Consider the following 19,728-nt stretch of genomic DNA (forward strand, 5'->3'; position numbering starts at 1 on the left):
GCTTATGGCCGGAAGGCTTGTCGCGCTTGTACCTCTGTCCGCGTGCCGCAAATAGGGGCGCAAACGGATCGGCGCGCTTCGATGCGGCTCACGGATACGTCGATTCTCCTTCCCACCAGGGCGATTCTGTGCAAAAACAACGTGAATACCGATTGCGGTTGCTTGAACCCGTTCCTTCCGTCATCCCGCCTCACTCCTTCCGCGATTCAAATTTTATCGTAGTCTAAATGAAAATGATTATCAATAAAAAGCGGAATATCCCCAACGGCAGAAAATGGGCTCCCGTGTTACAATGAACGAAACAGCGAGATCGGGGAGAGGTTACTTGCAACTGGACGGATTGGAGCTCTTGATCGGCGTCGCCGCCGGTCTAATGATCGGATTCTCGAAGACGGGGATACCGAGCTCGGGGATATTCGCGGTGACTCTGATGGCGATGGCGTTCCCGGCTAAAGATTCCGTAGGCATCATTCTGCCGATGCTCATTTTCGGGGACATCATCGCCGTCGCCTACTACCGGCGCAAGGTCGTCTGGAAATATTTGATCGTGCTTATTCCTTGGGTTTTGGTCGGAGTCGTCGCAGGCTATTTCTTCCTGGACGTCGTCAGCGACCATGTGCTCAAGCTGACCATCGGCTGGCTCGTGCTGGCGCTCATCGCGCTGCATCTTATTCGGGAGCGGTTCGGCGACAAATTCTCGGGCCAGGGATGGCTCGCTTCGTGGTTCAATCCTTTTCTGGGAGGAACGGCCGGATTCGCGACGATGATCGGCAACGCCGCGGGAGGCGTCATGTCGATCTACCTGCTGGCCAAGAAGCTGCCCAAGGAAGTGTTCGTCGGCACCGGCGCCTGGTTTTTCTTCCTCGTCAATCTGCTGAAGGTGCCTTTCTCCATACAGCTCGGCATCATTACTCGGGATTCTATGCTCTTCAACTCGCTGATGATCGTTCCGATTGTCGTCGGAGCCTGGATCGGCATTCGCGTGCTGGCCAAGCTGCCCGAGCGCTGGTTCCAATATTGCGTGCTCGGACTGTCGGCGGCGGGGTCTCTGAAGTTGATATTCTTCTAACAAAGACGCCCATGACCCTCAGTTAATTCTCCCTTAACAAACCGATTGTATACTGGATGTAAAGCAAACTGCTTGTCATCCAGATAGGCGAAAGGAATGAGGTCTATGGGAATTCATACGTATTTTCAATCGTTAACCGACCTAGAGCGGATTATCCGCTGCCCGGGCAAGTTCAAGTTTCAGGAGCACAGCGTGTCGGCGCATTCGTGGAAGGTCGTGCAGTACGCGAAAACGTTAGCGGATATCGAAGAAAGCAACGGAGTCGCCATCGATTGGAAGAAGCTGTACGAAATTACGAGCAGCCACGATTACGGAGAAATATTCATCGGCGACATCAAGACGCCCGTGAAGCACTCTTCGTTGGAGCTGCGAGCTATGCTGCAGCAGGTCGAGGAAGGCATGGTCGACCATTTCATCGACGAACACATCCCCGCCGAATTCCAGCCTATCTTCCGCAGACAATTGCGCGAAGGCAAAGACGACTCGGTCGAAGGCCAGATCCTGGAAGTCGCCGACAAAATGGATCAGATCTACGAGGCTTTCTCGGAGCTGCAGCTGGGCAACACGGAAAAGGAATTCGTCACGATGTACCGCAACGCCTTGATCAAAATCAAACAAATCAAGCTCCATTGCGTCGATTACTTCCTGCGAAACATCCTCCCCGATCTCGTCAGCGAAGGCTCCCGCTCCCCGATCGACATCGAGAAAATCACGAACGAAGCGCTCGCCTCCTAACCTCCCTCCTTTCTCCAACCCCTCTCACCATCCGTCCCACTGCCCGTTCTCATCCGTTTCTCCTTTCTCACCCGAAATCTCCGTTCCGCCCCCTTGCTTCCGTTTCTTCCTTCACTTACCTGCTTAGGAAAGGATGGTTTTCCAATTATTTTGTAAACGCTTTATTAAAGATGCGTTGACCCGCGCGGAAGCGGCGGTCATTCTGTACCGGAACTGGAAGCTGTAAACCGATCGCGATCAGCCTCGCACCGAGGCCCGGCTGTCAAGGCGCCCCGCCCTGCTCGGCCGGGTCTTGGCTTCTTCCCGGGCGGAATACGAAGCCCAGCAAGGAGAATACAAGAAACGCGGCGCCCAGAATGAGAAATATACTGTGAACCGATACGTAGCGTATTCCGAATCCGCCAAGCGCCGGACCTAACATGCTGCCGACGCTGAAATGAACCGAAGCGATGACGTTCGCCGTCGGCAGCATCGGCCGGGGCAAAATATCCGCTGCGTAAGCGAGGCCAAGCGTATAGAACGAGCCGACCACTCCTCCCGCAAGGGCGAACAGCAGGAACAGCGCCGCGGCCTGGCTTCCCGCCGCCGGAATCGCCAGAAACGCGGCAGCGCCCGTCAGTCCGCAGACGATCAGCACCGGCTTGCGTCCGATTCTGTCGCTGAGCATGCCAAGGGGAAGCTGCAGCACAAGCGAACCTACGCCGAACGCCAATAGCAGCAGCGATATCCAGTGTCCCTCCAGCCCGATCCGCAAGCCGTACAGCGGGAAGCTGCTATTCATGGAAGCTTCCATCAACCCGTACAGCAGTCCCGGAATCAGCACGAACCAGGCAGCCCGGTAGATAGTCATGAACCGGTTGCCCTGCGCCGCCTCCTTTTTGTTCCGCTCGGGGATTTCATTGTTCAGCCGCAGCACGAGCAGCAGCACGACGACGAAGATTGCCCCCGTGACCAGGAACGGCACGGCTCTGCCGAGCGGCAGCAGATTGATCCCGAGCGGTCCCAAGCTGAACCCGATTCCGTAAGCCATCCCGTAGAAGGAAATATACTTGCCCCGCGCTTGCGCCGGACTTGAGCTGACGATCCACAGCTGGGTCGTATAGTGAAGCGCGCTGTCCCCGGCTCCCACCAGCAGCCGCAGAACGAACCAGACGGCCAGAGAGTCGACCAACGGAAACAGCAGCCCGGCCACAGACACGACCGCGATGCCGGCGACGATGACGTTGCGATAGCCGTAGCGCATAACCGGCCTCTCGATGAAGAACATGGTGCAGAATACCCCGATGTACAGCGCCGCCGAATTCATCCCGTTCGCATCCGAAGAAACCCCGGATTGCTCCAGCATGATCGACAGCAGCGGCAGAAGCAGCCCTTGGCTCATCCCGCCCACGACGACGGCCAGAAGCAAAATCGTTAGGCGATAACGAAAGGAAGAGGATTCCGAAGCGATAACTCCCGATGTCAAACCGATGCAACTCCTTGTCTCCTCCGCGCGATCGCCTTCCCGTTCTCCGTCCGCGGAGAAGCGGTCATACGAAAACAAGCCCCGGTAGCCCGGGGCCTGTCGACGTACGCGGAAATTACGCGTTGATTTTCTCTTTGGCTGCGCCGGCCAGCGAGTTGAACGCGCTGATGTCGTTCACGGCCAGGTCGGCAAGCATTTTGCGGTTGACTTCGATGCCGGCCAATTTCAGGCCGTGCATCAGTTTGCTGTAGCTCAGGCCGTTCTGGCGAGCTGCTGCATTGATACGCACGATCCACAGTTTGCGGAAGTTCCGCTTCGTCTGACGACGGTCGCGGTATGCGTACATCAAGGATTTCATGACTTGCTCTTTAGCTTTCTTAAAGAGGCGGTGCTTCGCGCCCCAGTAACCTTTAGCCAACTTCAACATTCTATTGCGACGACGGCGCGTGACGAATCCGCCTTTGACTCTTGCCATGATTCATTACCTCCCGGAAGTGTTCGATATGAGGTTCAAAAGTCCGATTTGGATCACGAAGCGATATCCTGAAGCGGATTCGACATCGAATCTTGAATTCAGCCGGGCTGAAAACCGAACTTAATCGCTCAATCCTGTATTATTTCAAGTTAGCGATTTGTTGCTGCATGCGGCGAACGTCGCCTTGGGCAACCAGCGGCTGCGTGCCCAGAACGCGCTTCTGGCGTCCGGACTTGTGGGACAGCAAGTGGTTTTTGTACGCTTTGAAGCGTTTGACTTTGCCCGTTCCGGTTACTTTGAAACGGTCTTTCAAGCTGCTGTGAGTTTTCATCTTAGGCATGGAATATATCCTCCTGTCAGTGGGGTTTCGGCGCCAGAATCATAATCATGCTGCGGCCTTCCAGCTTAGGCATGCGTTCAACGATACAAATGTCGGTAACTTCGTTGGCCACCCGCTCCAGGATCTTCTGGCCGAGCCTGGCATGCGTAATTTCGCGACCGCGGAACCGCACGGAGCATTTCACCTTGTCGCCGTCTTTCAAAAATTTCACAACGTTGCGAAACTTCGTCTGGTAGTCGTGTTCCTCGATGTTCGCACGAAACCAAACTTCTTTGAGGTCGACGATTTTCTGATTCTTCCGAGCTTCCTTTTCCTTCTTCTGCTGCTCATAACGGAACTTGCCGTAGTCCATAATGCGGCACACCGGCGGTTTCGCCTGCGGCGCTACGTTGACTAAGTCAAGATTCGCGTCAATGGCCATCTGCATCGCTTCGCGGAAAGGTTTGATTCCCAGTTGCTCGCCTTCGGAGCCGACCAACCTGACTTCTTTCGCCCGGATTTCCTCGTTGATTTGATGATCCTTGCTAATAATGTTCCACCTCCGAAATAGTCTACCGAACTTAAGGTTTGCACAAACAAAAAAATGCGAGCCGCATACGGCCCGCATTCCAGTCCTCACGTTAACGTTCGTGCCGGGAAACCGAAGTCTCCGCCGCACTATCCGTTCGTCGGCTACGCTGACCCGTCAGCCATAGCCGATCGGGTGAGAAGCGGGCGCTTCTGCTTGCGCGTGCTGATTAATTTTCATAAACAGTCACATCGATCACTTTAACACGGCTTGCGCGGAATGTCAACAGAAGCTCGCCGCAAATTCAACGCAGCATGTTCAAGAGCGTGCCGCAGGGCCGCGTCGTTACATCTGCTTGCCCTGTACTTCTTCCAGACGGATCACGCGCGTATGCTTCGTATGGCTCCACGTCTTGTTGTTCTGCGTGAAGAACGCGTAGAACGCGATCGGCCACCAGGAGAGGAAGAATACCGGGAACAGCAGCAGCTTCAAGTACATTCTCCAGTTGACTTTCTCCATCAGCATCGCGATCGGACATTGCAGGTAACCGTACAGCACGATCGTCAGCGACAGCCCGAGCGGCATTTTCGAATAGATCGAGGTGAGGTTCGGGTCGCCCGGGAGCATCATGTCGAACCAGAGCGCCAGCGTGACGAGAAATCCGATCAAGTAAATAAACGCGTTGAAAATGTACAGCGCGGCATCGATCTTGACGATGCTGCCCGTGCGGATTCCCTGCCACAGCAGCGGGAACATGTAACGGCGCGATACGTCGAAGTGTCCTTGCATCCAGCGCAGGCGCTGGCGGGCGGACGCCCGGAACGTAATCGGCTTCTCGTCGTAGACGCGCGCGTCGTAGTTGAATTTCGGATAGATGCCTCTTTGAATGCAGCGAACGGTGAACTCCAGGTCTTCGACGAGACTGGTCGCTCCCCATCCCATCTCTTTAAGCAGCTTCGTCTCGAAGCACATGCCCGTTCCGCCGAGGAAGTTGGACAGCTTCAGGTTGAAGCGCGGCAGCTGCCACAGCCGATTGCAGAACCAGTAGGTAATGCCGTTGGCGGCGCTGATCCAGGAATCGTGCGGATTTTTCGTATCCAAATAACCTTGGACGACGCGGTATCCGTTGCACAGATCCTCGTTCATATATTGCAGGAAGTTCGTCGCGACCAGATTGTCGGCGTCGAACATGACGATCGCATCGTATTGGCGGGGATTTTTCCACAGTTCCTTAAGCATCCACTCGATGGCGAATCCTTTGCCCCGTTCGTTCGGATTCGTTCTTTCGCAGGCGTACACGCCTTCGTAGCCGCGAACGATATCCGCCGTCCCGTCCGTGCAGTTGTCGCAGATGACGAAAATATCGAACAGCTCGCGCGGATAGTCCATTTTCTGCAAATTCTCGATCAATGCCCCGACGACCGCCTCTTCGTTATGCGCGGCGACGATGAGCGCGAACGACTTGGTCGGCTTGTGCGTGATCCGCTCTTTCCTCCGATACCAGCCGAAAAAGGACAGAACGATCTGATACACGCCAATGCCCGCAGCAATAGCTTGAATGACCAGAAGAACGTTGTTGAACATATTCAATTGTACCCCCTAGATCCCTTTTTTCTTTTTTTTCTCTTTATTCTCTCTTTGTTTGTGTGTAGGCGTTGCTGGCGATGCTCTCCTGACCTTGCTCCTCCCGTCCTGCCGTGTTATCCTCCAGAAGAGGTAATCTTGATTTTCTTGCCTTTGCCTCCTTTTGTCAAAAAGGGATGAGCGCCGTTTAGGCGGCTCTAGCCCGAGATGAGGGAATGGCGCCGGACAAGCTCCAAGCGCAAAAGCATTTGCTCCTTCCCAGCCTCTCATTTCATCGATTTCCTCGTTTTTTCTATCCGGAGACCTATGCCAGCGATTAAAAAAGTTAACGTCAGGAACAAAACAAGACATTTTTCGACGGGAAGGCGAATCTCTCCATTGAAAGTTTACCCAACGCGCCGGATTGTAAAACGAGAACCGACTTAATACTGCCGTGACAATCGCATTGTATGCTGAAAGAGGATCAGACATTCCGCACCGAAGGAGATGGAGTTCATGAGCCGGATTTACCGCATGCTCCAGGAAGTCGAACGTCCTTTGTTTCTATACGTCAACATCCGCTGGAATCGGTCCACCTTGAACTGGTTGTTTCATACGCTGTCGCTGCTTGCGGGAGCGACCTTCAGCTTAAGCCTGTCCCTGCTGGCCGCCTTGTTCGCTCCCGAGCCGTGGAACGAAGCGGGACGGCTCGCGCTTGCCTCTGTCGTCCTCAGCCATATTCCCGTCGCTATCGCCAAGAGAAGCGCACCCCGCCTTCGTCCCTACCAGGTATTCCCGCAAGCCAATACGAACCGTCGTCCGCTGAAGGACCCTTCTTTTCCTTCCGGGCACACGACGGCCGCTTTCGCCATGCTGACGCCGTGGATGATGGCCCAGCCGCTGCTCATTCCGATGCTGCTGCCGATCGGGATCGGCGTGGCGCTGTCCCGCGTGTACTTCGGCCTGCATTTTCCGAGCGATACGGCCGTGGGCGCGCTCCTCGGAGCGTCGACCGCTTTTCTTCTGTCCATCTGGATATAAAAAGGGACCGCCCTGTAAGTCGTCAAAGGGCAACGAAGAATCATCGATGGAATAAGTACCGGGGTATACCCCTCTTTTATCTCGATGATTTATGTTGCCTGACTTACAGGGCGGTCCCTTATGCGACCAGAAACCTATTCGTCTTCCGATTCGAAATCCTTGGTCGAGCCCCGGCTAAGCTGCTTCTCCAGCTCGTCGGCGACGCGGCGGCGGTGCTCTTCGCGGACCTTGTCGCCCACGACCGCCTCCAGGCGGTAGATCGGTTTTCCTTGCCCGACGAACTTGGCTTCGTACTCCGTCAGCACCAGGTCTTCGCGAATGCCGTTCCTGTGCAGATCGAGCGAGATGCTGCGCATCTGCAGCTCGACGTCCGAGAAGCTGTTCAGCGAAAACTCGAACAGGCTGAGAGAATCCGTCTTGAAGTGGATTTCCCCGATCTCGCTCAGCACGCGCTTATACTTCGCCAGGAAACGCGGATGAGTCAACCGGCGTTTGCCGTGCTTCGACTTCGGCCAAGGATCGCTGAAATTCAAATAAATGCGCTCCAATTCGCCTTCCTCGAACATCTCCTCCAGAAACTCGACGTTTCCTCTTACGAGGGCCAGATTCGGCACGGTGTCGGATTCGCGCTCGTTCTTCCACAGCGCTCTCGCCTTCTCGCTCGCGCGGCTGAGCAGTTCGTCGTACATATCCATGCCGATATAGTTAATGTCCGGTTGGTTCGCGCTCCACCGGCTGATGAATTGGCCTTTGCCCATACCGCATTCGATGTGGATCGGACGGTCGTTGCCGAAGAACTCGTTCCACCGCCCCTTAAGCTTGCGAGGCTCGAATACGATCAAATCCGTCTGGCGTTCCAAATCTTCCTTGATGCTTTTCCTGCCGCGAAGTCTCATCTGTTCCGTTTCCTCCTGCCGCCGATTAGGCCGCTTAGCGTTCAATGAATTCTATTGTGACCAAACTGCCGCCGGTTGTAAAGGGAGCAATCGGGGTATATTAGCGAAAAAGGATTCATTAAGGAGGTCCATTCCACCCATGAATACGACTCGACGAATCATCGCTCTCATCGCGCTTGCGGCTCTATTCGCGCTCGGGGCATGCGGCGGCAAGAACGAAGCCTCTCCATCCCCGATCGGCAGTCCGACGCCCCCGGCGGGCGGAGGAGGAGCAACGAACGAAGTCACGATCAAGGCCACCAACTGGAAGTTCGAGCCGGCCGAAATCCGCGTCAAGGCGGGGGACACGCTCAAGCTCACGCTGCAAAATACGCAAGGAGCTCACGGCATCGAGATCAGCGACCTCAACGTGACGCTCAAAAACAACGAAACAAAAGAAATCAAGCTGGACGAGGCGGGCAGCTACGAATTCCACTGCTCGATCCAATGCGGACAAGGACATGACGCGATGACCGGCTTCATCGTCGTCGAATAGTCGAATCAAGGAAGAAGGAATGCGGCAGTCCCGTCGGGGCGGCCAGCATTCCTTCTTTAAGGTTTTCATCGCGAGGGCTTGCGAATCCAGCCCCGAAACAGCTCGATGCCCAGCCCCAGCCAGACCATGCTCGCCAAGTAGCCGGCCAGCACGTCGCTCGGATAATGGACGCCGAGGTAAATTCGGCTTAGCCCGATGGAGAGCACGAGCAGCGCGGCCAGCGCGATCAACGCGAGCCTTCCCTTTTTACTCGCGATATGTCTCCACAGCAAATACGCCAGAACCCCGTAAAGAGCGAAAGCCGCCATCGAATGACCGCTCGGGAAGCTGAATCCCGTCTCCTCCGCCAAGCGATACAAATTCGGCCTCTCCCTCTGAAAAACGCCCTTGAGCAGCAGATTAAACAGCGCGGCTCCGCTGACGGAGAAGACGAGCAGCAGCAATTCTTTGCGATGCCCGAGCACCGCGGCGAGCAGCGCTCCGATCGCGACGACGAGAACGGTGACGCCTCCCGTCGAACCGATCTGGCTCAGGATCAGGGCGATTCGAGTCGCCGGCGCGGACTCCCAGCCTTGGACAATCCGAATCACTTCGGAATCGAAGGAAGTCGCTCTCTCCTCCATGACAAGCCAACTGACGGCAATAAATAAAAGAACGGCCAACAGAGCCCATAGGTACGCCCTGCGATAAATCTTCATCTTCGCTTGTACTCTCCTTGCCCCGGTTGAATTGAGGATATCGCATTTCGTATGGTATCATAAGAGTACCGGATAACGAAAGGAGGAACGGGAATGACCGCGACGATACAGCCGTTTCGCAACAGATCGTTCGTCCTCTTCCTGCTTGCCGCTTTCGTTCTGCTCTGCATGCCGACCGTATCGATCGGCGACAACTTCCTGACGTCCCAAAGCTCCTCTCTCTCGCACGACGTGCCGAACAGCGTCAAAGTGACCAAGCGCGCGTCCGCATCGCTGACCAGCAAAGCCCTCCTTACCGCGCTGCTGCTGCTTGTTCTCCTTTTCAGCCTTCATGCTTATTCCACTTATATCGTTCCGGCTTCCAAGACCGTTTCCCTTCCCGTCCACTTGCCCGGTCTGCGCAAGCTTCTTTTGATGCCTCTCAAATTTACCTCCACTTACGTCCGTATGTAGACATTCCCTTCCAGGCTTCAGCGTTCTCGCGGAAGTTTATTTGAACTGCCGCCTTCCAGCGCTCAACTTCATATCGGATGGAAAGGGTGAATGCCAACATGGCCAACACGCGCATCTCCGTCCGGCTTGCATGGGTAACGTTCGGATCGATTCTATCCGCGGCCGGTTTGGAGTTGTTTCTAGTCCCGCACAACATGATCATCGGAGGAGCAGCCGGCGCGTCCGCCATCTTCTCGTATTTGTCGGAAATGCGTCTCGGATTGTTCCTGTTCCTGCTTAACTTGCCCTTCCTCTTGTTTCGGTATCGCAAATTGGATGCCCAAACCCGTCTATTGACGTTTGCAGGGCTGTCCATCCTGTCTCTCAGCGCGTTCTTCCTCCATCCCGCTCCGGCGGCGCTGGACCATACGCTGGCCTCGACGGCCGCCGGGGGCCTCGCGCTCGGCATCGGAATCGGCATCGTGCTGCGTTTCGGAGGCTTCCTCGACGCTGCGGACGGCCTGGCGATGACCTCGGAGGCGAAGGCCCCGGGCCGCATCCGCAGAAGCTACTGGATCTTCAACGGTTCCGTCCTGTTCGCGGGAGGTTTTGTCTTCGGATGGGATGAAGCGATGTATTCGGTCATTGCCTTCCTGCTCGCGTATCGCTGCTCCGACTTCGCGCTAAGCGGCTTCTCGCTGACGCGGATGGTATGGATTACGAGCGAGTCGGGCGAAGAAATTCGCGAGGCGCTGCGAAGCCGTTACGGCAAAGAAGTCATTCTGCTGGATAACGAAGAAAACGGCAGAGGAAAAATGATGGTGTGTACGGTAAGCCGTATGGAGCAAGCATCCGTCATTCGTCTCATCCGTTCGCTGGATCCGAATTGCTCTCTGGCTTTCCACGCGGCTCATCGATGAACAAGGGGCATCCCGCAATCTTTCGGCGGAATGCCCCTTTGTGTTACGCGGTCGCTTTGCGAAACAGCCCGTAGATCTTCCCTTTCAATTCCGGTCTCTTCGCCAGACCTAACCAAAAGGGCCAACCCCCATTTTATAGGAATTAGCCCTTTGATTGCGCATTCTTGATCCGTTAGTGCGTTTGCTTGCTTTCCTCGAGGTAGTGATCCTCGATCACGTGATTCAGCTTCTTCCTGGCCGAAATCTCGATGCTATGGTTATTGGGAAACTTAGCTCCTGCCAGAGCCAAAACTTCTTTCACCGTCAACTCGACTTTTACCGTATCGTCCCCTTGAGGAATCCGTACGCTTGTGTTCATTGCCTTCACCTCTCCAATCGGATGTTTTAAGTTTGCCTTAGCTTGCCCGGAATATGGAATCGACATGAAATGAGCTTGAGAAAATGGTGTGATGTCAGGTTTTTTCATTGATTTGTCGCACTTTTAATATAACACACCATGTTAGGTATTGCAAGTTTAAAGCTGGCGGTTTCCGCCCGAAAATCGATGTTCGTTTGGGATGCAATCCCGGGCGATTCATCGGAATTCGGAATGAATACACGCTCCCGCCCACGGGTCCTCTCGCAATTTGGTACGATATTCGCTACAATAATACCGACTTCTGCTAAGGACGGATGCAGCGATGACTTCAACCGAAACGGACCAACGCAAACCCTTGCTTTGGACCGACAAAAGATTCCATACGTGGAACTACGAAATGCGCGAGACGTTCGGAACGAAAACTTTCAAGGTGATGCTCGATGCCGGCTTCACTTGCCCGAACCGGGACGGCAGCATCGCCGCGGGCGGCTGCACGTTCTGCAGCACGAGAGGCTCGGGAGACTTCGCGGGCAGCCGGCGCGACGATCTCGTCTCCCAGTTCAACAAGATCCGCGACCGCCAGCATCTGAAGTGGCCCGAGGCGAAGTATATCGGCTACTTCCAGGCTTATACGAATACCTATGCCCCGGTGGAGACGCTGCGGGAATACTACGAAGTCATTCTGGAGCAGCCCGGCGTCGTCGGCTTATCCATCGCCACTCGTCCGGACTGCTTGCCGGACGACGTCGTCGATTATTTGGCCGAGCTGAACGAACGCACGTATTTGTGGGTCGAGATGGGCCTGCAGACGATCCACGAATCGACCTCCCGGCTCATTAACCGCGCGCACGACACGGCGTGCTTCGTCGATGCCGTGCGGAGGCTGCGGGAACGGGGCATCCGCGTCTGCGCGCATATTATCCACGGCTTGCCGGGAGAGACGCGCGAGATGATGCTGGACACCGTCAGCGCCGTGGCGGACATGGACGTGCAGGGCATCAAAATCCATCTGCTCCATCTGATGCGGAAGACGCCGATGGTTCGCCAGTGGAAGGACGGCTTGCTGCGGTTTCTCGACATGGACGAATACATCTCGCTCGTCGTCGATTCGCTGGAGATGCTCCCGCCGGACATGGTCGTTCACCGGCTGACGGGCGACGCGCCGCGCGACCTGCTGATCGGGCCGATGTGGAGCCTGCGCAAATGGGAAGTGCTGAACGCCATCGACGGCGAGCTCGTCCGCCGCAACAGCTGGCAGGGCAAAGCCAGGAAGGCGTGATCGGGATTTACGGGGAAAGGGGACGGAGCTGATGGGTTTCCTGTCTGTACTTAGCCAAGCGCAGCGCTGGGTGAAGGAGCGGGCTGGGCCGGGCGACTGCGTCGTGGACGCGACCGCCGGCAACGGCTCGGATACGCTGTTTCTGGCCCGGACGGTCGGACCGAGGGGCCGTGTGTTCGCCTTCGACGTGCAGGAGGAGGCGCTGGAGAGCACTCGGCGCAGGCTGGCGGACGATCCGGACGCCGGGAAGCTGGCTCCGGCAGAGCTCGTGCTGGCCGGTCACGAGACAATGGAAGCCGCGCTCCCGGCCGATCTGCACGGCCGCGTAGCCGCCGTCATGTTCAACCTCGGCTACTTGCCCGGCGCATCGTCACCCTTGATTACGCTGCCTCGCACGACGCTGGTCGCCCTGCAAGCGGCCGTCAGGCTGCTGCGCGGCGGCGGGGCGCTGACCGCCGTCGTCTATCCCGGCCACGAGGGCGGCAAGGAAGAAGCCGAAGCTGTCGAAGCTTGGGCGGCGGAGCTTCCGCAGACGGTCGCGCAAGCGGTCGTTTACCGTTTTCCCCAGAAGCCGGGTTCGCCCTATCTCATCGCATTGAACAAACGGTAACATTCATCTATTAGGAGGCTATTACACAATGAGCGTACAACCTTATCCGCTGCATTTTAAACCGGAATTCAAAGAAAGAGTGTGGGGAGGCCGCGCGCTGGAGAAGTTCGGCTTCGACGTCCCTGCAGGCGCGATCGGCGAAGGCTGGATGATCGCCGATCACCCGAACGGCGTATCGCACGTCACGAACGGCGCGTTCGCGGGCAAAGGTCTGGACGAAATCCGCGAGGCGGTCGGCGAGAGCTGGTTCGGCTCGAAAGGCGCTTCCGGCAACGGGCGCTTCCCGCTGCTGATCAAGCTGCTCGACTGTAACGACGACTTGTCGATCCAGGTTCACCCGAACGATACTTACGAGAAACTGCCGCAAGGCGAGCTGGGCAAGACGGAAATGTGGTACGTGCTGGACGCCAAGCCGGGCGCGAAAATCATTTACGGCCTGAAGCCGGGAGTGAACCGGGAAGCGATGGCCAAGGCGATCGAGGAAAACCGGATCATGGACGGTTTGCAGGAGGTGTCCGTCAAGGCGGGGGACACGTTCTACATTCCGGCCGGCACGGTGCATGCGCTGTGCGCGGGCGTCCTCGTCGCGGAAATTCAGCAAAACTCGGATACGACGTACCGGCTGTACGACTACGACCGTCCGGGTCTGGACGGCAAGCCGCGCGAGCTGCATATCGAAGACTCGCTGAACGTCACGGCCTACGAAGGCGCGGGCGCAGAGCGGATGGATACGTCCTCGGCGGTGCCTGGAGAGTGGCTGACGCTGGCGAAATCGCCGTATTTCAAGACGGACAAAGGCATCGTGCGCGGGCCGTGGTCGCTGTCCACGACGCCGGACAGCTTCGTTATCGTCATCGTCTGCGAAGGCAGCGGCACGATCGGCTGGGAGAGCGGCCTCGTCGACGCCAAAGCCGGAGACTGCTTCCTGCTGCCGGCCAATCTGGGCGGTTATACGCTGGACGGCTCGATGACCGTGCTTCGCAGCCTGGTGCCTTGAGCCGATTCGGACGGACGACTCCCGGTTGGGAGGGATTCTGTCCGGCCTTGTCGAATATAGGCAGAACGCCAGACGATACGACTTGCGAAAGGATAGATGACCATGCGGCAGGGACTGATCATTGCGGGACTGGGATTGGCGGTATGGGCCGTGCCCACCCTCTTCTTCCTCTTATTCGGAGACTGGGTGCTGCTTGAAGTCGGGGAAGCTTATTTCGGAACCTCTCTGTTCCTGCTCGAAATGCTGTCGCTGCTGCTGCTGATCGGCCTGGCCTTGATCGTCAGGCTGAGGCTCGTCAAGGAGCGCGGCTCCGCAGCCCGGTTCGGATACGCGGCCGCGGTTATCGGGCTGCTGCTGAACGCGTTCGTCATTTGGCACAGAGGCTCGGTGTTCTCCTCGTTCACCGAAGGACAGCATCACGCCTATGCGGTATGGATGACGTTCGCTTACGTCTTGACGCTGCTCGTTCCGGCCATCGTGGACCGGATCGTGAAGGAACCGGCGAAAGCCGAAGAGCCGCCCGTCGTCTCCGATCCGGCCGTCGCCGAAGAGGCCGGTCCGGACGAAGAAACGGCTAAGCAATCTCCTGTGTAACCCGGTTAAAGAGGCTTCCCTTGCGTCATCGGACGACGCGCTCGGGAAGCCTCTTTTGCGTTCGCGGGCACAAGGGCCCGAAACTGTTATAGATTAACGCTATCCCTTTCCATCAGTTCGTTCTGTTTCTCTCCTTTCATTCTCTGCGCCTTTTGTCGATATCTCCTCCATTCAGTTCACGCCACACCTGCCCTACCGCTTTTCGCCCCCTTTTGCCGCTATCCCTTTGAGTCAGTTGAGAGTCGCGTCCAGTTGCTCACGAATTGCATCCATTCTTGCGATAATTACCTATCGAGAACATCTGACTAAACGGGATAGCTCATCGCTGAATAATCAGGTTTCTGAACTTTCGGGATAAAGACAAATGGAGGATAGGTCATGGCAGATCTCGCGGGAGGCGTACAACCAACCTGATTGGACGGGATACCGGCAAAAGAGGCAGAGAACGATAAACTCCGGTACCGGATGTCTACATCCGCATTACACATTGGACATACCCATCGTTCCGACCAAATAAAAGCAAACCGTCGAACGCGTACCCTGTATTAGCGGGCGCAACGTTCGACGGTTTGCTTATTGTCGCTTGTCTCCGTGTCGAATTTCTGTTATTTTCTAGGAAACCGATATGAGAAGGAGACGTTGGCATTGACATCGAATTCAACTGAGCAGCACCGCCGGGAGGCGCCCTCCAGCGTCGCTTGCTCCATCATTACCGTCTCCGACACGCGCACGCCGGAGACGGACAAGAGCGGACAGCTCATTCGCGAGCTGTTGGAAGCCGCAGGTCACACGGTCGCCGACTACGCGATCGTGAAGGACGATTACGACGGCATCGCCGCGCTGCTGCGGCAAGCGGCGGACGATTCCCGCGTGGAGGCCGTGCTGCTTAACGGCGGGACCGGCATCGCGGGCAGGGACACGACGTTCGAAGCGGTCCGCGACCAGCTGCACAAGGAAATGCCCGGCTTCGGCGAAATTTTCCGCTATCTCAGCTTCGCCGAGGACATCGGCTCGGCCGCCATTCTGTCCCGCGCCATCGCCGGCACGATCGGCTCGACCGCCGTCTTCTCGATGCCGGGCTCGACCGGCGCCGTGCGTCTGGCGATGACTCGCCTGATCGTGCCCGAGCTGGGACACGTGATGCGGGAGCTGTACAAGGACAGATAATCGATCTTCGTATCCGGGCACTTCTCGCTACCTGCTCTCACACCGAGCAATGCGGACTACTGCAGCAGCCTTGAGGCGATGAAATCCAGCGCCTGGCGCTGCATCTCCCCGGTCACCGCATGGCCGGTAAACGGAAACGGCGCGATGCGCTTATCCCCTTCGATCCGGTTGTACGCCGCGTAGATCGTCTCCGGCATCGTAACCGGGTCCTTCAGGCCGACGGTGACGAATACCGGGATGCGAATGCGATGCGCCAGATTCATGTTGTCGAAGTAACTGAGCGTGCGCAGTACCGCCTCCAGATGGCCAGGGAATCGTTCCACGAACGAAGCCGCCTCCGTCAGCGAACTGGTCGAGTTCAGGATGCCGAAATCCATATGGCACATGTTCGGAATGTGCGGAACCGCGATCGCAGGCTTGTCGGACAGCGCCGCGGCGATCATCGCGAGTCCTCCGCCCTGGCTACCGCCCATCGCGCAGATCCGGCTCCGGTCGACCTCCGGCTGCTCGGCGGCCCAGTCGAGCGCCTTGAGCGCGTCGATCGTGATCGCTTTGTAGTAGCACGTATCCCGATCCAGAATGCCCTGCGTCAACCAGCCCCTCGTCATGCCGTACGGCTGCGGCATCAGATTGCCCGTCTCCCCGGCCTGGCCGCGGACGTCGATGGCGAATACCGCGAGGCCCATCAGCACGTACGAGGCGTAATCCTCCGGATAGCCGCGGCTTCCCCCGTATCCGTGGTATAGCACGACGCACGGGAGCTTGCGGTCGTCTCCGCGTGGAAACTTCGGCAGCAGGTACCAGCCGCGAATCGGCGTCTCGTCGAAGCCTTCGTACGCGACGTCGTACGCCTCCATGAACGCCATCGGCGTCTCGACGAGCGCTCTCGTCGCGTTCAGCGGCTTGGCGGCATACTGCTCAAGCTCCCCGTCCCAGTAAGCGTCCAGATCGGGCTGCGCCGTCAAGGGCGGAGCCAATCGCTCCAGCTCTTCTATTCTTCTTCCTACCGCGTGGTTCATCCGGTATTTCCCCTCCAGCGTATCGATTGCCGGCTCAATGAAACAGGGGGCTGCCCCCTAAGTGTAGAGTCGTACTGAACGATCATCGATGGATGGATAGTCACGGGCATCTAACTCCCTCCGGTGTCTCCGGGAGATAGATACCCCTCCTTTTTTCATCGGCAATCTCGTACAACCCCACTTATGGGCCAGCCCCCATCCGTTATTTCAAAATCGCTTCGATCCGAGCCAGCTCGTCCTCCGAGAAATCAAGCCGCTTCAGCATCGCGACGTTGTCGTCGAGCTGGGACGTCTTGCTCGCGCCGATCAGCACGCTCGTCACCCGCTCGCCGCGCAGCACCCATGCGAGCGCCAATTGCGCCAGCGTCTGCCCACGCTCCGACGCGAGCTCGTTCAGCCTGCGCACCTTGTCCAGCTTCTCCGGCGTAATATTCCCTTCGTTCAGGAAGACCGACGCTCCCGCCGCTCTCGAATCCTGCGGAATGCCGTTCAAATAGCGGTTCGTCAGCAGCCCTTGCTCCAGCGGCGAGAACACGATCGAGCCGACGCCTCCTTCTTCCAGCACGTCCTGAAGCCCGTCCTCGATCCAGCGGTCGAACATGCTGTAGCGCGGCTGGTGAATGAGCAGCGGCGTGCCGATCTCCTTCAGGATGCGGATCGCTTCCTTCGCTTCCGGCGCGCGGTAGTTGGAGATGCCGACATAGAGCGCTTTGCCGGAGCGGACCGCATGATCGAGCGCCGACATCGTTTCCTCCAGCGGCGTATCGGGATCGGGACGGTGATGATAGAAAATATCGACGTAGTCGAGCCCCATCCGCTTCAGGCTCTGATCGAGGCTGGACAGCAAATATTTGCGCGAGCCCCACTCCCCGTAAGGGCCTTCCCACATGTAATAGCCGGCTTTCGTCGAGATGACGAGCTCGTCCCGGTAAGGCTTCAGATCGGTGGCGAGCAGCCGTCCAAACATCTCCTCCGCCGATCCCGGAGGCGGTCCGTAGTTGTTCGCGAGATCGAAGTGGGTGATCCCCAGATCGAAGGCATGCCTCACCAATGCGCGGCCGTTCTCGAAGGAATCGATGCCTCCGAAGTTGTGCCAGAGTCCGAGCGACACCGCCGGAATTTTCAGCCCCGAGCGTCCTACCCGGTTGTATTTCATCGATGCGTAACGTTCTTTGTTCGCCAAATAAACCATGTTCCTTATCCACCTCTCGCCCTTTTATTTAACTGCCGCAATCCCCTCCGGAAGCGGCAGCGCCAGCAACTGCGGCCCCGCTTCCTCGCCCGAGTATTGGAAGACGAGCAGCGACGGCCGCTCGCGATCGACCCGGCCTTCCTGCACCCAAGCGCCGTAATCGAACGGCAGCCGGTCCAGCGCGCTCTTCTTCTGCAGCTCGCGCTCGTCCGCGCCGAGCTGCTCCGCCGCGTACTTCAGCCCTGCGGACCAATCCCTCTTGTCCAGGCGGTCTTCCCACCAAAGCTTGCGAGGCTTGTACTTGTGCTGCAAATAGTAATCGATGCGCAGCAGACCGAACGCGACGTCGCGGTCCAGCTCCGGCCGCGCGTCGTGCTCGAGGAACGCCCACAGCCGCGAGAACAGATCTTCGAGCTGATGGCCGATCCGGCTCCAGCCCCGCTCCTCCCAATAATCCCCGAACGCCTGGAAGAAGTCGAACGGAGACGGATAGGCGCTTCCGACCAAATATTCGATCGTCCGGTCCATCCGGTGGGCGTTCCAGAATTTCTCCAACACGTCCTCCACCCGCTTGATCCGGACGATGTCGCCGAACGGCATCAGATCGTTGCCGAGCATCTCGTACGGCGCGCGCTCCGAATAAATATACCCGTACTTGGCCGCGTCGTTGCGCAGCCCCGTTCCCCGCAGCATTTTCAGGAAGCCGAGCTGAAGCTCTTCGGGCCTGAGCGCGAACACGTCGTTGAACGTTTTGCGGAACGTATCGTAATCCTCGTGCGGCAGTCCGGCGATCAGATCCAGATGCTGATCGATCTTGCCGCTGTCCTTCACCTTGACGACGGTGCGCGTCAGTTTCGCGAAGTTCTGCCTGCGCTGCACCGCCAGATTCGTCGGATCGTTCGTCGACTGCACCCCGATCTCGAAGCGGAAAACGCCCGGAGGCGCATGCTCGGCCAGGAAGTCGAGCACCTCCGGACGCATGATGTCGGCGGTAATCTCGAACTGGAACACGCAGCCGCGATGGTTGTCGATCAGAAATTGAAAAATCTCCATCGCATAATCACGCTTGATGTTGAACGTACGGTCGACGAACTTGATCAGCTTGGCGCCGCTGTCGATAAGGTAGGTCAGCTCTGCCTTCACCCGCTCCATATCGAAATACCGCACGCCCACCTCGATGCTGGACAAGCAGAACTGGCAGCTGAACGGGCAGCCCCGGCTCGTCTCGAAGTAAACGACGCGGTTGCGCAGCGATGGAAGATCTTCTTGGAACCTGTGGGGCGACGGTATGGCATTCAAGTCGAGCTTCGGGCGCCCCGGCGTGATGACGACCTCGCCGTCCTTGCGATAAGCCAGGCCGAAGACGAAGTGGTACTTGCGCTCTCCGGCGATCTGCCGCAGAAGGTCCCGAAACGTCTCCTCGCCTTCCCCCATCACGATAAAGTCGACGGAGGAGAGCCGGTTCATCCAATAGTCCGTATCGTAGGAAACTTCCGGGCCGCCGAGCACGATCTTCGTCTCGGGCAGCACCTTGCGCAGCATGTCCGCGATGACGATCGTCTCCTCGATGTTCCAGATATAGCACGAAAACCCGATCACGTCGGGCTTCTTGGAAAACAGATCGGACGCAACCGCCATCGCGGGGTCCTTGATCGTATATTCGGCGATGTCGATGTCCCCGAACTCGTCCTGTGCATAGGCTTTCAAATATCTCAGGGCGAGCGAGGTGTGAATGTATTTGGCGTTCAGCGTCGCTAAGACGACTTTCATGGCGGAATCCTCTTTCGGCGTCAGGCTTTCCTTTATTGTAACGGATAATCGCCGGGGAAGAAAAC

General features: G+C 57.4%; 22 protein-coding genes. 11 read left to right on the forward strand and 11 right to left on the reverse strand.

Annotated features, from left to right (window positions below; all coding sequences use genetic code 11):
• The first annotated feature begins 325 nt into the window (after positions 1 to 325).
• Both ACESLM_RS00155 and ACESLM_RS00160 read left to right on the forward strand, forming a co-directional pair.
• Positions 326 to 1,069, forward strand: coding sequence for a sulfite exporter TauE/SafE family protein (locus ACESLM_RS00155; protein ID WP_372628849.1), 744 nt, complete (start codon positions 326 to 328; stop codon positions 1,067 to 1,069).
• A gap of 105 nt (positions 1,070 to 1,174) precedes the next feature.
• A complete protein-coding gene (locus ACESLM_RS00160) occupies positions 1,175 to 1,804 on the forward strand; it encodes a YfbR-like 5'-deoxynucleotidase (protein ID WP_372628851.1) in 630 nt (209 codons plus the stop codon).
• 262 nt (positions 1,805 to 2,066) lie between these two features.
• On the opposite strand, the gene ACESLM_RS00165 is transcribed toward ACESLM_RS00160, so the two are convergent.
• From ACESLM_RS00165 to ACESLM_RS00185, 5 genes are all read right to left on the reverse strand, one after another.
• Positions 2,067 to 3,269, reverse strand: coding sequence for an MFS transporter (locus ACESLM_RS00165; protein WP_372628853.1), 1,203 nt, complete (start codon positions 3,267 to 3,269; stop codon positions 2,067 to 2,069).
• Positions 3,270 to 3,384: 115 nt separating this feature from the next.
• On the reverse strand, positions 3,385 to 3,744 hold the full coding sequence (rplT, locus tag ACESLM_RS00170; protein WP_094045463.1) for a 50S ribosomal protein L20: 360 nt from the start codon (positions 3,742 to 3,744) through the stop codon (positions 3,385 to 3,387).
• A 139-nt stretch (positions 3,745 to 3,883) separates the two neighbouring features.
• A complete protein-coding gene (gene rpmI, locus ACESLM_RS00175) occupies positions 3,884 to 4,084 on the reverse strand; it encodes a 50S ribosomal protein L35 (protein WP_094045461.1) in 201 nt (66 codons plus the stop codon).
• Positions 4,085 to 4,100: 16 nt separating this feature from the next.
• Entirely contained in the window at positions 4,101 to 4,691 is a 591-nt protein-coding gene (infC, locus tag ACESLM_RS00180; protein WP_372628855.1) for a translation initiation factor IF-3, read from the reverse strand.
• 246 nt (positions 4,692 to 4,937) lie between these two features.
• Complete coding sequence (locus tag ACESLM_RS00185; protein ID WP_372628857.1) at positions 4,938 to 6,176, reverse strand: glycosyltransferase family 2 protein; 1,239 nt, start codon at positions 6,174 to 6,176, stop codon at positions 4,938 to 4,940.
• Positions 6,177 to 6,671: 495 nt separating this feature from the next.
• On the opposite strand from ACESLM_RS00185, the gene ACESLM_RS00190 reads away from it, so the two are divergent.
• Complete coding sequence (locus tag ACESLM_RS00190; RefSeq protein WP_094045453.1) at positions 6,672 to 7,196, forward strand: phosphatase PAP2 family protein; 525 nt, start codon at positions 6,672 to 6,674, stop codon at positions 7,194 to 7,196.
• A gap of 134 nt (positions 7,197 to 7,330) precedes the next feature.
• Here the strand turns inward: ACESLM_RS00190 and trmB are convergent, their stop codons facing one another.
• Complete coding sequence (gene trmB / locus ACESLM_RS00195; protein ID WP_372628859.1) at positions 7,331 to 8,092, reverse strand: tRNA (guanosine(46)-N7)-methyltransferase TrmB; 762 nt, start codon at positions 8,090 to 8,092, stop codon at positions 7,331 to 7,333.
• Between the two features lie 139 nt (positions 8,093 to 8,231).
• On the opposite strand from trmB, the gene ACESLM_RS00200 reads away from it, so the two are divergent.
• Positions 8,232 to 8,627 carry a cupredoxin domain-containing protein gene (locus tag ACESLM_RS00200; protein ID WP_372628860.1) on the forward strand — a complete coding sequence of 132 codons (396 nt, stop codon included), beginning with the start codon at positions 8,232 to 8,234 and terminating at the stop codon, positions 8,625 to 8,627.
• A gap of 65 nt (positions 8,628 to 8,692) precedes the next feature.
• Here ACESLM_RS00200 and ACESLM_RS00205 read toward each other — a convergent pair whose 3' ends face one another.
• The gene (locus tag ACESLM_RS00205; protein ID WP_372628862.1) at positions 8,693 to 9,325 is read right to left on the reverse strand and encodes a phosphatase PAP2 family protein; all 633 of its coding nucleotides are present in this window, start codon (positions 9,323 to 9,325) and stop codon (positions 8,693 to 8,695) included.
• Positions 9,326 to 9,418: 93 nt separating this feature from the next.
• Between ACESLM_RS00205 and ACESLM_RS00210 the strand changes: the two genes are divergently transcribed.
• Positions 9,419 to 9,778: a hypothetical protein gene (locus ACESLM_RS00210; protein WP_372628864.1), complete on the forward strand. Its 360-nt coding sequence runs from the start codon at positions 9,419 to 9,421 to the stop codon at positions 9,776 to 9,778.
• A gap of 86 nt (positions 9,779 to 9,864) precedes the next feature.
• The gene (locus tag ACESLM_RS00215) at positions 9,865 to 10,677 is read left to right on the forward strand and encodes a YitT family protein (protein ID WP_372628866.1); all 813 of its coding nucleotides are present in this window, start codon (positions 9,865 to 9,867) and stop codon (positions 10,675 to 10,677) included.
• A gap of 172 nt (positions 10,678 to 10,849) precedes the next feature.
• Here ACESLM_RS00215 and ACESLM_RS00220 read toward each other — a convergent pair whose 3' ends face one another.
• A complete protein-coding gene (locus tag ACESLM_RS00220) occupies positions 10,850 to 11,035 on the reverse strand; it encodes a hypothetical protein (RefSeq protein WP_372628868.1) in 186 nt (61 codons plus the stop codon).
• Positions 11,036 to 11,357: 322 nt separating this feature from the next.
• Between ACESLM_RS00220 and mnmL the strand changes: the two genes are divergently transcribed.
• The 5 genes from mnmL (at position 11,358) to ACESLM_RS00245 (ending at position 15,682) form a co-directional block, all read left to right on the forward strand.
• Complete coding sequence (mnmL, locus tag ACESLM_RS00225; RefSeq protein ID WP_372628870.1) at positions 11,358 to 12,314, forward strand: tRNA modification radical SAM protein MnmL/YtqA; 957 nt, start codon at positions 11,358 to 11,360, stop codon at positions 12,312 to 12,314.
• A 31-nt stretch (positions 12,315 to 12,345) separates the two neighbouring features.
• On the forward strand, positions 12,346 to 12,924 hold the full coding sequence (gene mnmM, locus ACESLM_RS00230; protein WP_372628872.1) for a tRNA 5-(aminomethyl)-2-thiouridylate-methyltransferase MnmM: 579 nt from the start codon (positions 12,346 to 12,348) through the stop codon (positions 12,922 to 12,924).
• 28 nt (positions 12,925 to 12,952) lie between these two features.
• A complete protein-coding gene (locus ACESLM_RS00235; protein WP_372628874.1) occupies positions 12,953 to 13,921 on the forward strand; it encodes a type I phosphomannose isomerase catalytic subunit in 969 nt (322 codons plus the stop codon).
• A gap of 102 nt (positions 13,922 to 14,023) precedes the next feature.
• Complete coding sequence (locus ACESLM_RS00240) at positions 14,024 to 14,515, forward strand: hypothetical protein (protein WP_372628876.1); 492 nt, start codon at positions 14,024 to 14,026, stop codon at positions 14,513 to 14,515.
• Between the two features lie 645 nt (positions 14,516 to 15,160).
• Positions 15,161 to 15,682, forward strand: coding sequence for a MogA/MoaB family molybdenum cofactor biosynthesis protein (locus tag ACESLM_RS00245; protein WP_372628878.1), 522 nt, complete (start codon positions 15,161 to 15,163; stop codon positions 15,680 to 15,682).
• Between the two features lie 56 nt (positions 15,683 to 15,738).
• Here the strand turns inward: ACESLM_RS00245 and ACESLM_RS00250 are convergent, their stop codons facing one another.
• The 3 genes from ACESLM_RS00250 to ACESLM_RS00260 all read right to left on the reverse strand — a co-directional run bounded on the left by ACESLM_RS00250 (position 15,739) and on the right by ACESLM_RS00260 (position 19,663).
• Positions 15,739 to 16,701, reverse strand: coding sequence for an acetylxylan esterase (locus ACESLM_RS00250; RefSeq protein ID WP_372628881.1), 963 nt, complete (start codon positions 16,699 to 16,701; stop codon positions 15,739 to 15,741).
• A gap of 202 nt (positions 16,702 to 16,903) precedes the next feature.
• Positions 16,904 to 17,893 (reverse strand): L-glyceraldehyde 3-phosphate reductase, encoded by a 990-nt coding sequence (gene mgrA / locus ACESLM_RS00255; protein ID WP_372628883.1) that lies wholly within the window; start codon positions 17,891 to 17,893, stop codon positions 16,904 to 16,906.
• Between the two features lie 24 nt (positions 17,894 to 17,917).
• On the reverse strand, positions 17,918 to 19,663 hold the full coding sequence (locus ACESLM_RS00260; RefSeq protein ID WP_372628885.1) for a B12-binding domain-containing radical SAM protein: 1,746 nt from the start codon (positions 19,661 to 19,663) through the stop codon (positions 17,918 to 17,920).
• Positions 19,664 to 19,728 lie beyond the last annotated feature (65 nt).

The sequence above is a fragment of the Cohnella sp. genome, from assembly GCF_041641335.1.
Taxonomy (GTDB): domain Bacteria; phylum Bacillota; class Bacilli; order Paenibacillales; family Paenibacillaceae; genus Cohnella.